The sequence below is a fragment of the Paramicrobacterium humi genome (assembly GCF_900105715.1).
Taxonomy (GTDB): Bacteria; Actinomycetota; Actinomycetes; order Actinomycetales; family Microbacteriaceae; genus Paramicrobacterium; species Paramicrobacterium humi.
Genome location: NZ_FNRY01000001.1, coordinates 232,668 through 245,451, shown reverse-complemented (window position 1 = coordinate 245,451; position 12,784 = coordinate 232,668). Strand labels below are relative to the sequence as shown.

Annotated in this window: 15 protein-coding genes and 1 pseudogene; 8 read left to right on the top strand and 8 right to left on the bottom strand. The window is 67.7% G+C overall.

Features of this window, described 5'->3' with window-relative positions; genetic code table 11:
• Positions 1-86 precede the first annotated feature (86 nt).
• Together BLV49_RS01225 and BLV49_RS01220 are read right to left on the bottom strand one after the other, a co-directional pair.
• On the bottom strand, positions 87-359 hold the full coding sequence (locus tag BLV49_RS01225) for an acyl-CoA carboxylase subunit epsilon (RefSeq protein WP_091179027.1): 273 nt from the start codon (positions 357-359) through the stop codon (positions 87-89).
• Entirely contained in the window at positions 359-1,972 is a 1,614-nt protein-coding gene (locus tag BLV49_RS01220; RefSeq protein ID WP_245723492.1) for an acyl-CoA carboxylase subunit beta, read from the bottom strand. Before BLV49_RS01220 ends, BLV49_RS01225 begins: the two co-directional genes overlap by 1 nt.
• Positions 1,973-2,111: 139 nt before the next feature.
• Here BLV49_RS01220 and BLV49_RS01215 point away from each other — a divergent pair, with 139 nt between their 5' ends.
• The 4 genes from BLV49_RS01215 to BLV49_RS01200 all read left to right on the top strand — a co-directional run bounded on the left by BLV49_RS01215 (position 2,112) and on the right by BLV49_RS01200 (position 4,399).
• On the top strand, positions 2,112-2,915 hold the full coding sequence (locus BLV49_RS01215; protein ID WP_091179025.1) for a biotin--[acetyl-CoA-carboxylase] ligase: 804 nt from the start codon (positions 2,112-2,114) through the stop codon (positions 2,913-2,915).
• Positions 2,916-3,005: 90 nt separating this feature from the next.
• Positions 3,006-3,353, top strand: a complete 348-nt coding sequence (locus BLV49_RS01210) for a hypothetical protein (RefSeq protein WP_091179024.1) — start codon at positions 3,006-3,008, stop codon at positions 3,351-3,353.
• Entirely contained in the window at positions 3,350-3,781 is a 432-nt protein-coding gene (locus BLV49_RS01205; RefSeq protein ID WP_091179023.1) for a hypothetical protein, read from the top strand. The genes BLV49_RS01210 and BLV49_RS01205 overlap by 4 nt, the downstream gene beginning before the upstream one ends.
• Before the next feature lie 84 nt (positions 3,782-3,865).
• The gene (locus tag BLV49_RS01200; RefSeq protein ID WP_091179021.1) at positions 3,866-4,399 is read left to right on the top strand and encodes a PH domain-containing protein; all 534 of its coding nucleotides are present in this window, start codon (positions 3,866-3,868) and stop codon (positions 4,397-4,399) included.
• Here BLV49_RS01200 and BLV49_RS01195 read toward each other — a convergent pair.
• A complete protein-coding gene (locus tag BLV49_RS01195; protein ID WP_091179018.1) occupies positions 4,354-4,881 on the bottom strand; it encodes a GtrA family protein in 528 nt (175 codons plus the stop codon). The two genes, BLV49_RS01200 and BLV49_RS01195, sit on opposite strands and share 46 nt — an antisense overlap.
• A gap of 92 nt (positions 4,882-4,973) precedes the next feature.
• Here BLV49_RS01195 and BLV49_RS01190 point away from each other — a divergent pair.
• Together BLV49_RS01190 and BLV49_RS16785 are read left to right on the top strand one after the other, a co-directional pair.
• Positions 4,974-6,116, top strand: a pseudogene (locus BLV49_RS01190) (5-(carboxyamino)imidazole ribonucleotide synthase); the annotation flags it as partial.
• A 102-nt stretch (positions 6,117-6,218) separates the two neighbouring features.
• Positions 6,219-7,520: an HNH endonuclease family protein gene (locus BLV49_RS16785; RefSeq protein WP_245723491.1), complete on the top strand. Its 1,302-nt coding sequence runs from the start codon at positions 6,219-6,221 to the stop codon at positions 7,518-7,520.
• A 272-nt stretch (positions 7,521-7,792) separates the two neighbouring features.
• Here BLV49_RS16785 and BLV49_RS01180 read toward each other — a convergent pair whose 3' ends face one another.
• The 5 genes from BLV49_RS01180 to folE form a co-directional block, all read right to left on the bottom strand.
• Positions 7,793-8,263: a HEPN domain-containing protein gene (locus BLV49_RS01180; RefSeq protein WP_091179015.1), complete on the bottom strand. Its 471-nt coding sequence runs from the start codon at positions 8,261-8,263 to the stop codon at positions 7,793-7,795.
• Positions 8,260-8,712, bottom strand: coding sequence for an ArsR family transcriptional regulator (locus BLV49_RS01175; protein ID WP_218132580.1), 453 nt, complete (start codon positions 8,710-8,712; stop codon positions 8,260-8,262). The genes BLV49_RS01180 and BLV49_RS01175 overlap by 4 nt, the downstream gene beginning before the upstream one ends.
• A gap of 300 nt (positions 8,713-9,012) precedes the next feature.
• The gene (locus BLV49_RS01170; protein WP_091179013.1) at positions 9,013-9,675 is read right to left on the bottom strand and encodes a hypothetical protein; all 663 of its coding nucleotides are present in this window, start codon (positions 9,673-9,675) and stop codon (positions 9,013-9,015) included.
• A 76-nt stretch (positions 9,676-9,751) separates the two neighbouring features.
• Positions 9,752-10,966 carry an NAD(P)/FAD-dependent oxidoreductase gene (locus BLV49_RS01165; RefSeq protein WP_091179012.1) on the bottom strand — a complete coding sequence of 405 codons (1,215 nt, stop codon included), beginning with the start codon at positions 10,964-10,966 and terminating at the stop codon, positions 9,752-9,754.
• 28 nt (positions 10,967-10,994) lie between these two features.
• Positions 10,995-11,570 (bottom strand): GTP cyclohydrolase I, encoded by a 576-nt coding sequence (folE, locus tag BLV49_RS01160; protein ID WP_091179010.1) that lies wholly within the window; start codon positions 11,568-11,570, stop codon positions 10,995-10,997.
• An 85-nt stretch (positions 11,571-11,655) separates the two neighbouring features.
• Here folE and BLV49_RS01155 point away from each other — a divergent pair, with 85 nt between their 5' ends.
• Entirely contained in the window at positions 11,656-12,378 is a 723-nt protein-coding gene (locus tag BLV49_RS01155) for a helix-turn-helix transcriptional regulator (RefSeq protein ID WP_091179009.1), read from the top strand.
• A 27-nt stretch (positions 12,379-12,405) separates the two neighbouring features.
• On the top strand, positions 12,406-12,774 hold the full coding sequence (locus BLV49_RS01150; RefSeq protein ID WP_245723490.1) for a DedA family protein: 369 nt from the start codon (positions 12,406-12,408) through the stop codon (positions 12,772-12,774).
• Positions 12,775-12,784: the final 10 nt, after the last annotated feature.

The window sequence follows — 12,784 nt, the reverse complement described above, 5'->3', positions numbered from 1 at the left end:
ATAACTATTCTCATGGGGTTGGGCAACCGACGCTAGTCGGCATTTTGGGGGACACGAATGTCCCCCCAAGTGGGCATTGCCCACGTCTATTGTGCCGGATTCGCGGAGAAGTTTCGCCACCGGCCCGGACCGGGTGTCAGGGGCGTGCGAATGGGGCGCTGGGAACGCGCCCACGCCGTCGTCGTCGGCGATTCCTCGGTCACGGCATCCGCCCTGATCTCCGCCACGGCGGCGGCGATCACGGTGCTGATCGCCGCGATCTCCTCATCGCTCGGGCTGCCGCGGACGATGCGGAACGCGTCGTCCGGGTGGCTCTTCTCCCCGTCGACCGAGGGGGAGGCGTGTCGTCCGGGAGCCATCAGAGCGGGATGTTTCCGTGCTTCTTGGGCGGCAGGCTCGCGCGCTTGCCCTTGAGGGAGCGGAACGCCTTCGCCACCGACACGCGCGTCGCCGCGGGTTCGATGACGCCGTCGAGCTCGCCGCGCTCGGCCGCGAGGAACGGGCTCGCCACGTTGTAGGTGTACTCGTTCGCGAGGCGGGTGCGCACGGCGGCGACGTCCTCGCCGTTCTCCTCCGCCTTCTTGATCTCACCGCGGTAGAGGATGTTCACGGCGCCCTGACCGCCCATGACGGCGATCTCGGCCGTGGGCCACGCGAGGTTGATGTCGGCGCCGAGCTGCTTCGAGCCCATGACGATGTAGGCGCCGCCGTACGCCTTGCGCAGGATCACCGTGACGAGCGGAACCGTCGCCTCGGCGTACGCGTACAGGAGCTTCGCGCCGCGGCGGATGACGCCCGTCCACTCCTGGTCGGTGCCGGGGAGGTAGCCGGGCACGTCGACGAGCGTGAGGATCGGGATCGAGAACGCGTCGCAGAACCGCACGAAGCGGCTCGCCTTCTCGCCTGCCTCGATGTTGAGGGTGCCGGCCATGGCGTTCGGCTGGTTGGCGATGATGCCGACGGAGGTGCCCTCGATGCGCGCGAACCCGATCACGATGTTCGGCGCGAACAGCGGCTGGATCTCGAGGAACTCGCCGTCGTCGACGATGTGCTCGATGACCGTGTTGATGTCGTACGGCTGGTTCGGCGAGTCGGGGATGATCGTGTTGAGCTTGCGATCGGCATCCGTCGTCTCGAGATCGAACTCGGCCGCGTAGTGCGGCAGCTCCGCGAGGTTGTTGTCGGGCAGGAAGCCGATGAGCGTGCGCGCGTAGTCGAGCGCGTCGTCCTCGTCGCTTGCGAGGTAGTGCGCGACGCCCGAGCGCGTGTTGTGGGTGAGAGCGCCGCCGAGCTCCTCCATGCCGACGTCCTCGCCCGTGACGGTCTTGATGACGTCGGGGCCCGTGACGAACATCTGGCTCGTCTTGTCGACCATGATGACGAAGTCGGTGAGCGCGGGGGAGTACACGGCGCCGCCGGCCGCTGGACCCATGACGATGGAGATCTGCGGGATGACGCCAGAGGCCTCGGTGTTGCGGCGGAAGATCTCGCCGTACTTGCCGAGAGCGACGACGCCCTCCTGGATGCGCGCGCCGCCCGAGTCGAGAATGCCGATGATCGGCACGCCGCACTTGATCGCGTGGTCCATGACCTTGATGATCTTCTCGCCCGCGACTTCGCCGAGCGAGCCGCCGAAGATCGTGAAGTCCTGCGCGTACACGGCGACCTGGCGACCGCCGATCGTGCCGGTTCCCGTGACGACCGAGTCGCCGTAGGGGCGCTTCTTCTCCATGCCGAACGCGTGCGTGCGGTGGCGCACGAACTCGTCGAGCTCGACGAAGCTGCCGTGGTCCAGCAGCTTCTCGATGCGCTCGCGCGCGGTCATCTTGCCCTTGGCGTGCTGCTTGACGATCGCAGCCTCACCGGATGCGGTCACGGCTTCGTGATAGCGGCGCTTGAGGTCGGCGAGCTTTCCCGCCGTCGTGTGCAGGTCGGGCTGGTCGCCGTCGTTCTGGCTCACATCTTCAGTCACTGGTTCAGCCTATCCCGCGCATGCACGCGGACCCCCTTGGAGCTTTGCGACAAGCCGAAACCGCGTCGTTCGTCGGATTCGGCAACGATGGATGCCGCGAGGCGCCGCCTCGCGGCATCCGTCGTTCTAGTCTTGAGCAATGAGCACACCTCTGCTTGACGAGAGCGGCCGCGTCGCGCCTCGCGTGGACTGGCGCGAGAGCTCGCCGTCGACGAACGCGGAGCTCGTCGCCGCTGCCGTCGCGGATCCGGACGCCTGGCCCGACTTCTCTGTCATCGTCACGGATGCGCAGACCGCAGGGCGAGGCCGCCTCGGCCGGCCGTGGACGGCGCCGCCCGGCTCGGCCCTCGCGATCTCGGTTCTGCTGCGCCCGGGGGTGCCGATCGACCGGCTCGGCTGGATTCCGCTCATCGGCGGCCTCGCGATGACGCGAACCGTCAGGTGGCTGCTCGCCGACGCGGGAATGCGCGCCGCTGACGCGGCTCTCAAGTGGCCGAACGACGTGCTCGTGCACGGGCTCAAGGTGTGCGGGGTGCTGAGCGAGCTCGTGACCGACCTCTCTGTCGTCGTGGGGGCGGGCCTCAACACGGGCATGACGCGCGAGCAGCTGCCGGTCGAGACGGCGACCTCGCTCGCGATCGAGTGCCGCCGCACGTACAGCGTCGACGAGGTGCTCGCGCGCTACCTCCGCGAGCTGCGGGGGCTGTACGAGCGGTTCACGCACGCCGGGGGCGACGCGCGGTCGAGCGGCATCCTCGCCGACGTGAGCGCGGCGTGCGACACGCTCGGCCGCCGGGTGCGGGTGCAGCTTCCAGGCGACACGGTCCTCGAGGGCGTGGCTCGCGGCATCGACGCCGACGGCCGCTTGAACGTGCAGGCCGACGGCCGGGCGCAGCTCACGAGCATCTCGGCCGGCGACGTGACGCACGTTCGCCTGGCCTGAGGCAAGCACCTGTCTCGCGACGCGGTCCGCGGCTGAAGTGCTGGGGATAACTCGCGGCCCCCTGACGGCTGTCGCGGTAATCTCGGCCTCGTGAGAGCTTTCGACGCCGCCGATGTCACGCTGTTCGGCGTGCCGTGGGACGGGGCGTTCGTGGCCGCGCTCATCGCGGCTGCCGTTTCTGCCGCGTCCTGGTACTTCCTGAGCAGGCAGGTCAGGACCGTGTCGAGCGACGCCAGGCGAACGGAGAACTACCACCGGTACCTCACAGCGATCAACCTCGTCTATGGGGGAAATCCAGGGCTCGTGGACCGCGGGCTCGATGTTCTTGAACAACTGACCTCGAGCGAGTACAACAACGACGAGGACAAGGCGCTCGCCATCTCTGCACTCGATGCCTACACTAGGCCTAGATCAACGAAGCCGGGAGGTGGCTCGTGATTGATGAAACAGCCGTCGTCGCGCGCGCACTCGCTTTGCAGGCAAAGCTGCTGGAAAGCTCGGGCCGGCTGGAGGAGGCTGCTGAGGTTCGCAGCCGCGTGCCCCGTGTCGCGTCGAGCGGGACGCAGACGGGCTCGGAGACCTCTGATGAGACGGATTCCGCGGACGTTGTGCTTGTTGAACGCGTCGACGGAGCGAAGAACCTCAAGGGCGTGAGAGCTCTCGTCCACAAGTTCGGCCCCGAGCGGGCTAAACCCCACGGCAGTCCTCATTCGAAACTGTGGAAGTCGCAGAAGCTTGACGGCACCCTGTTCGTCGTCTATCCCGCTGATTCCGCAGATGAAAGCGATCGCAGTGTTTTTGCTTCTCAGCAGGAAGCGATCGAAGCGGCGATACGGTCAAAGTCGAGGCCGTTCGAGCCGCGCTAGGTAAAGGATCTCGTGGCGGCAGCGCGTGCGCGGCGGGCGGCGCGCTGACACGCTGCTCTCGGCGACGTGCGGCACAATAGTGCCATGCAGAACACCACGGGCGAGCCGATCGCCGAGCGCGTCGTCGCGCGCTTGCGCCGTCACGGGCGCGTGCTGATTCTGCCGGTCGTCGTGCTTCTGGCATCCGTCGGCGCCGTCTCGTACCTCTACGGCACGTTCCGCGAGCAGTGGATCAGCACGCTCGTGCTCGTCGGCGGGGTCGCCGTCATCGTGCTCCTCGTGCTGCTGCCGTACCTCATGTGGCTCAACCACCGGTACACCCTCACGACACGGCGAGTGATCGTGCGGCAGGGCTTCTTCGTGCGCACCCGCCAGGAGGTGCTGCACTCCCGCGGCTACACCGTGACCGTCAAGCGCGGCCCGCTGCAGGCGCTGTTCCGCTCGGGCGACATCGTCATCACCTCGGGCGTCGACAAGCCCATCCTGCTCAAGGACATCCCGGGCGCGAACCAGGTGCAGGCCGTTCTGCACGATCTCATCGAACGCGCGCAGGGCCAGATCGGCTACGGCGCCTACGCGGCCGGCTCGGCCTCGCGCGACGAGACCTCCATGCTCTGAATTCCGTCGGGTTCCGGATGCCGCCAGCCGGCCGCCCTGCTCGGGGCGAACACCCACAGTCGGTAGAGGCTGAACCGGAACGCCGCCCCGAGGGCGAGGCCGATGACGTTCGACGCGATGTTGTCGGCGAGCACGCTCGTGTAGCCGAGCACATAGTGCGAGACCCACAGGCAGGCGAGTCCGATGCCCATTCCCGCGACGCTCACGGCGAAGAACTCGGCGCCTTCGCGGACGGTGTTCGCCTGACGCTGCCGCGAGAACGTCCAGAAGCGGTTGCCCACCCAGTTGGTGAGGATCGCGAGGCTCGTGGACACGGTCTTCGCAAGGAGCGGACCGGCGGCGATGACCTCGGGGGAGAGCACGGTCAGGCGGAGCGCGTTGAACACGACGATGTCCACGGCGAAGCCGGCAGCGCCGACGAGGCCGAACCGAACGAGCTGCACCAGCAGGGCGCGAAGCCCGGCGGCGCGAGACGGCGTCATGCGGCGATCCTGTCCATGCGAGAAGATAGAGGAGTTCGCAGTTTAGCGAACACGGTTCCCGGCAGACTGGGAATCTCGCCGAGACGACAGGAGCTTTGCGCATGCCCGTAGTCGGTGTTATCGGAGGCGGCCAGCTGGCCCGCATGATGATTCCGCCCGCCATCAACCTCGGACTCGAGATCCGGGTGCTCGCCGAGCAGGAGGGCATGGCGGCATCCCTCGCCGCGACCCAGGTCGGCGACTACCGCGACCTCGACACCGTCATGGCGTTCGCGAAGGGCGTCGACGTCGTCACGTTCGACCACGAGCACGTGCCGCAGTCGGTGCTCCACGCGCTTGTGGATGCCGGCATCGCCGTGCACCCCGGACCCGATGCCCTGCAGTACGCGCAGGACAAGCTGCTCATGCGACAGAAGCTCACCGAGCTCGGCCTTCCGGTTCCCGATTGGGCGGCGGTGGAGAACGAGGGGGAGCTGCAGGACTTCCTCGACGCGCACAAGGGCCGCGCTGTCGTGAAGACGCCGCGCGGCGGCTACGACGGCAAGGGAGTGCGCGTCGTCTCGGCCGCCCACGAGGCCGCCGACTGGTTCGGCACGCTCGACGAAGACGGTCGTGGCGGTGCGCTTCTCGTCGAGGAGCTCGTGGGCTTCCGTCGCGAGCTCGCGCAGATGGCTGCCCGCCGCCCCTCGGGAGCGCTCGCCGTGTGGCCCGTCGTCGAGACAGTGCAGAAGGACGGCGTGTGCGCCGAGGTCTTCGCTCCCGCGCCGCAGTCCGCGGGGCGTGTCGCCGAGGTCGCGGCGCAGATCGCCGTCGACGTCGCCGAGGGGCTCGGCGTGACGGGGGCGTTCGCGGTCGAGCTGTTCGAGACGAACGATGACCGTCTGCTCATCAACGAGCTCGCGATGCGCCCGCACAACTCGGGCCACTGGTCGCAGGACGGGTCCACAACGAGCCAGTTCGAGCAGCACTTGCGAGCCGTTCTCGACCTTCCGCTCGGCGCGACGGGACTGCGCGACAACTGCACAGTCATGATCAACATCCTCGGCGGCCCCGAGCACGGCACCGTTCCCGACCGCTATCCCGCCGCACTCGACAAGCACCCCACCGTGAAGGTGCACTACTACGGCAAGGAGCCGCGCCCCGGCCGCAAGATCGGCCACGTGAACTCCGTCGGCGACAACCTCGACGACACCGTCTTCGAGGCGCGCGAGGCGGCCTCCTACTTCCAAGACTGAGCGGCCCGCGGAAGGAAGAGACTCACAGCTACCCCAAAGGAGGGCACTTCGTCCCTGGCCGTATCGAGCAGCGCGATACGGTACGGCGGGAAGGAGCCTCCTGTGACACAACCGAACCACCCGAAACCCCGGCCCCGCAATTCCCTGAAGAGCTGGATCGTCGGCGGCATCCTCGCGATCGTCGCCCTGTTGGGACTCAGCGCCGGAGTGGGAGGCTTCCTCGTCATCGTCGGCCTGATCGCGCTGATCACCGGCACGTACGCGCTCGCCACGGGGCGCCGCACGTGGGCGGCTGTGCCGAGCCGGCCGGTCGCCGCCGGCGTGACCGCAGCGGCCCTCGTCGTCACGCTGATCGGCGGCGGCGTATACGGGGCCGAGAACCCCGACAGCGATCCCGTCGCCGCACCAACGCCGACCGTCACCGCGACGAGCAGCGAAGCCGCGTCGTCGACGCCGACCCCGACGGTTGAGCCGGTCGACGACGAGACGCCGCTCGACCCTGAGACTGTGGTCTCTCCGACGGCCGCTCCGAGTGTTCCGGTCGCCGACGCTGCTGCGACAGACGTCAACGCTCTCGCTCTTCTCGACACCCTCGCTGTCAAGGGGCGTGCACCGAAGACCGGCTACGACAGAGCCGGCAAGTTCGGCACGGCGTGGCTCGACGTCGACCGCAACGGCTGCGACACGAGAAACGACATCCTCGCCCGCGACCTTTCGGCATCGACCCTCTCCGGTCCGTGCAAGGTGATCACCGGTATGCTCAGCGATCCGTACACCGGGAAGACGATCGACTTCACGCGCGGAGTCGACACCTCGCGAGCCGTCCAGATCGACCACGTCGTCGCTCTCATGGATGCCTGGCAGAAGGGTGCGCAGCAGCTGTCGCAGGACCAGCGCGTGGCGTTGGCGAACGATCCGATGAACCTCATGGCGGTGGACGGACCGACAAACGCCCAGAAAGGCGCGAGCGATGCCGCGTCGTGGTTGCCGCCGAACAAGTCGTTCCGCTGCGAATATGTCGCGCGGCAGGTCTCCGTCAAGGCGACCTACAAGCTCTGGGTGACAGCCGCTGAGAAGACGCAGATCGCTTCGGTCCTGTCCAATTGCCAGGATCAACGGTCTTTCACCTCACCGTTCGCTCCGGTTGCGCCCAAGCCCGCACCGCCCGCGCCCAAGCCTGCGCCGCCCGCTCCCAAGCCTGCGCCTCCCGCTCCCAAGCCTGCGCCTCCCGCGCCCAAGCCCGCACCACCCGCGCCGAAGCCTGCTCCTCCCGCGAACCCGTCGGTCGTCCACCCTGGCTCGTTCTGCTCGACGGCCGGAGCGACAGGAGTCACCAAGAAGGGCACGCCGATGGTGTGCAAGACCACCAGCAGCGACAGCCGGCTCCGCTGGCGGGCCGCGTAGCGCACGCTTTCGATCCGCCGAGCAGGAGTGAGGCTATATGAAATCGTCGAGACCGTCCTCGGTCGCGTGAGCGTCGCCTCATCCATGCGTTCGAGTACAGCGCATCGATGACGCGCCAGCGGTAGGTCGACGCCTTCTGTGGAAAGCGGGAACCCGCGCGGCGCTGTGAGCGACGAGTGCCTAGCGCGCGTCGCGGAGCAGGCGCAGATGACTCGGGTTCTCGGCAGCTGCACGCAGGTCACGCTGCCCTCTGGCATGGTTGTCGAGAATTGTCAGTAGACCGGCATTTCTCGAATGAGGCGTTCCGCCAGGTCGATGAGCTCCGAGGCGTAACTTCGCGCGGTGGAGGCGTCCACGCGGTCTGCGATCGGTTCGTCGAAACTCGGGTACTCGGACGCGTTGCGTACCGACCGCATCCAGCCGAAGCGATCAATGAGCCGCCCGAGTGGAGGATCAAGCTGTGCACGCAGTGCGTCCTCAACAGCTCGATGTCCACCTCTCGATGTGGGCCGAAGCCCCTGGTGGATGAGTACTCCAGCAAGCGCCTTGCGCGCTGCGTCATACGCAAGCTGGAAGCTGCCGACGGGATCGCGGTCGGAAACGAGATGGGCGCCGGCGAGGTGGTCTCGGGCCTGGTCGAGGTGGACGCTCGCGAGGTCACTGTCGGCGTGAACGCGCTCGAGTTCCCGCCTCTGCAGGAGGCCCTCGATCTGGGAGCGTCCCTGTTCCCATCGGCGGATCACTGTGGCGGCTCCAGTACTCGGATGAGCGGCCGAGAACGAACGGTCGTCATGAACCCGTCGTTACCCGATTCCCAGCGCTCCTGGGAAACTTGACGCACATTGACTTCCTTGCCCACGGCATCCGTTGCGCGTTTGGCCAGATCGTAGAGCGCGCCATTGTCAGCGTGGCCGATGACGAGTACGTCGATGTCCTGCGGGTCGTGGCCCGGAACCCCGTTGGCCCGTGCCGCCCACGATCCGTAGATGTACGCGTCTTGGACGTCGGCGACATCTTCGAGAAGCTGCGCGAGTACGACTTCAGGCCCGTATCCATAGAGCACGATCTCTCGAAGCGGGTGGAATAGCGGGTGAGCTGTGTTCGCTCGGATGAGGCGGGATCTTCCTATCCGCCGGTCTTCGAGGTAGCCGCCCGAGACCAATCGATCGACGTCCCGAAGGATCGTGGGCACGGCGGCGTTGCTCCTCTGCGCCAGCTCCGTCAGAGAGAGTTCGACGTCAGGGCTCATCATGAGCGCAGCCAACATTCGGCCCTGCGTGTCTGAGCGCAGAATCGGTGCGAGAAGCGGAGCTGACGATTTCATAAGACCTAGCATAAGTTAGGCGATATGAAATCGTCGAGGCCGTCCTCGGTCGCGTGAGCGTCGCCTCATCCATGCGTTCGAGTACAGCGCATCGATGAGGTGCACCGCGGTCGGTCGACGCCTTCTGTGGAAAGCGGGACCCCACGCGGCGCTGTGAGCGACGAGCGCCTAGCGCGCGTCGCGGCCGTCGAGGTCGTGGTCGGGTGCCTCGGTGTCGGCGAGCTTCACGTCCTGCCACGGGGGAACCCACGCGTTCTCCGCACCGCGCGCGTAGAGCATGCACGCGTTCACGTTGCGCTCGAGGCGTCGGCGGCGTTTGCCCTGCGGCATCCGTGTGATCGACTCGATCTCCTCGTCGGTGAACGGGATGGCCATCGGATCGGTCTCGCGTCGCTTCTCCCACTCGCGGTTCCAGCGCGGTGTGGCGAATCGCGGCCACCACACCAAGGAGACGACTGTCAGAAGCCACGGACCCCAGAACAGCGGGAGCCTCCACCACAGCTGGCGCAGCGCTTCGTCGCCGGCGGCTTCGAAGTAGATCGTCGGGAGCGCGAACACGATCGCGACGGCCGGGCACAGCAGCATGTACGGCCACGTGTGGCGTGACGACAGCCACGTGATCGGAAGGGTGATGACCCGCGGCGCGAGCACCCATGATCGCCAGTCGCCGCGCAGCGCCCTGATCGCCGGGTAGCCGAGGCCGACGAGCAAGACGGCAATGAGCACGAGGCCGAACAGGTACGTTCCGTCGGTGACGATGAACGCCAGCACCTCGAGCGGGTTGGCGGGGGAGGCGTCCGCTGAGGCGTGGGAAAGGTTCAGGTCGAGCATCCACGCCACCGTACCAAGGCGCGTGCCCGCTGCCGATGGGGAGAGCTGCCCGCCGCTCTCGAGTGCGGAACGAGATTCAGCCGGCGAGCTCCTCGAGCGGAATCGACGTGTCGGTCAGTCGCGACGACGGAACCTCCCGGCCGACGATGCCGCGCAGCGTCTCGTTGACGTCCCAGATGTTGACGTTCATGGCGGCGGTCACGCGGCCGCCGCTCGTCCAGAACGCGATGAACTCGCCCGCGTCGAGGTCGCCGCGGATGTGCACGTCATCGTCGGAGCTGCCGTGCCCGACGTACTCCATGCCGAAGTCGAACTGGTCGGTGTAGAAGTACGGCTGCCAGTCATAGACCTCTCCCGTGCCGACGATCGACTGTGCGGCGAGCTTCCCGAGCCGGATCGCGTTGTCCCAGTGCTCCACGCGAAGCGCCCGACCGAGGAGCGTGTTGTAGGCGAGCGCGACGTCGCCGGTCGCCAACACATTCGGGTTCGCGGTGCGCAAGTGCTCGTCGACGTGGATGCCGCCGTCGACATCGAGACCGGCGGATGCCGCGAGCTGCGTGTTGGGAGCCGCGCCGACGCCCATCACGACGAGGTCGGCCGGCACGGTTCCGTCGGCGGTCGTCACGCCCGTGGCGCGGCCGTCGCGTCCCTCGATGCCCGTGACAGACACGTTTGTGCGCAGATCGACGCCGTGCGCCTTGTGGACGCGGTCGATGTAGCGCGCGAGCTCGTCGCCGAGCACGCGCTGCAGGGGCAGCGGCGCGTATTCGAGCACCGTGACGGTGCAGCCGGCCTGCACGGCGGCGGAGGCGACCTCGAGGCCGATCCAGCCCGCGCCGATGAGCACGATGCGCTTTCCGGGTCCGAATGCGGAGCGGATGGCCTCGCTGTCGGCGATGCGTCGCAGCGAGACCACGCCGTCGAGGTCGGTGCCCGGGATGGGCAGCGACCTGGGCGAGGAGCCGGTCGCGAGAACGAGGGAGTCGTAGCGGATGTTGTCGCCGGAGTCGACGGTGACGGCGCTGTGGGCGAGGTCGAGGCCCGTGACGGTCGTGCCGAAGCGCGTGGCGACATCGTGGTCGGCGTACCAGGTCGGCTCGTGCACGAAGAGGCTCGCGGCATCCGTCTCGCCCTTCAGGAACTCCTTGGAGAGGCCGGGGCGCTCGTAGGGGCGGTCGACTTCGTCGCCGATGAGGGTGATGGGGTCGGCGTAGTCGAGCGAGCGGAGGGTTTCGACAGTGTGGGCGGCGGCGAGTCCGGCGCCGACGACGACGGTTCCGTGAGTGGACATGGCGGCTTCTTTCGGTGAGGGAGCGGGGTCAATCGGCGAGGGCGGCGAGGAAGTCGGCGCGCCCGGCGGGCTCGGCGAGAGCGCCGGTGAAGGCGCTCGTGCGGGTTGTCGCGCCGGGTGCGCGCACGCCGCGCAGGGTCATGCAGCTGTGCTCGGCCTCGATGACGGCGCCGACGCCGCGCGCATCGAGAGCGGCATCCAGTCGGTCGACGATCTGACGGGTCAGACGCTCTTGCGTCTGGGGCCGGTGGGTGAACTCCTCGACCACGCGCGCGAACTTCGACAGGCCGAGGATGCGCTCGCCGGGCAGGTAGCCGACGTGGGCGACACCGGTGAACGGCAGCAAATGGTGCTCGCACAGCGAGCGGACGGGGATGGAGCGCACGATGACGAGCTCGGCGTAGTCCTCGTCGTTGGGGAACGTCGTCATCGAGAAGGGGTCGGAGGAGAGCATCTCGAGGTACGCCTTGGCCATGCGCAGGGGGCTGCGCTGCAGGCCCGGCGCGTCGCAGTCGACGCCGAGGGCCGTGAGGAATCCGCGCGCGTGCTCGGCCGCCGCGTCAAGATCGGGAAGAGTCGCGGGTACTGCGGTGGAGAGAGTCATGGCGCTACACCCTTCTAACGGATACAATTACTAACGTTAGAACCGTTGCCACGCACCGTCAAGGTGTCCGTCCAAGAAGGTGACCATGTCAGACCTCGAAGGGGACAAGGAGCTCGCTCGCGACATCGAGGGAGTGAGCGCGCTCGCCGAGCCCACCCGGCGGGCGCTGTACCTGTACGTGTGCGCTCAACCGCACCCGGTCAGCCGCGAGCAGGCCGCCGAGGCGGTGGGCGCCGCCGTGCACACAGCGAAGTTCCACCTCGACCGGCTCGAGCAGGAGGGGCTGCTCGAGTCCTCGTACGCGCGCACGAGCGGACGCACGGGGCCGGGCGCCGGGCGCAGCTCGAAGCTGTACCGGCGCTCCGACCGCGAGATCGCGGTCTCGCTGCCCGATCGCGACTACGCGCTCGCCGGCAAGCTCATGGCGCAGGCGATCACCGAATCGGCGCGCACGGGTGAGGCGGTGAGCAAGACCCTTGGCCGTGTCGCGACGGATGCCGGTGCGGCGCTCGCTCGGGACACGGATGCCGCCGACGCCGACGACGCGCTCGAGATCGCGCGCGCGGTGCTGCGCTCGCAAGGCTACGAGCCGCGCTGGGAAGGGCAGCGCATCGTCATGGCGAACTGCCCGTTCCACGATCTCGCGCAAGCGCACACGGGACTCGTGTGCGGCATGAATCACGACCTGCTGTGCGGCTTCGCCGAGTCGCTCGCGCCCGGCGAGCTCGACGTCGTGCTCGATCCGGCGCCGAACCGCTGCTGCGTCACGATTGGCCGGCGGGCGCGCGAAGCTCAGTCGAACGGCTGATTCCGGTCGATTCCGCGTCGTCCGCTCGTGAAGCTGAGCGAAGTCGAGAGCGCCGAGGCGTGGTTCGTGAAGCACGGGAAGAAGGCGATCTTCTTCGGCCGGATGCTGCCGATCTTCCGCAGCCTCATCTCGATCCCCGCCGGAATCGAGCGCATGAACCTGGTGACGTTCACGCTGCTCACGGCGGCGGGCAGTGCGATCTGGAATGCGGCGTTCATCGCCGCCGGCTACCTGCTCGGCGAGAACTGGCACATCGTCGAGACCTACGCCGACATCCTCAAGTACGTCGTCATCGCGGGTGTGCTCGCTGGCCTCGCCGTGTGGATCGTCTTCCGCATCCGCACGACGCGTCAGAAGCAAAGCGCAGACGAATCTGAGTTTCAAAGCGTGGCGTAGCGGGCTTCTC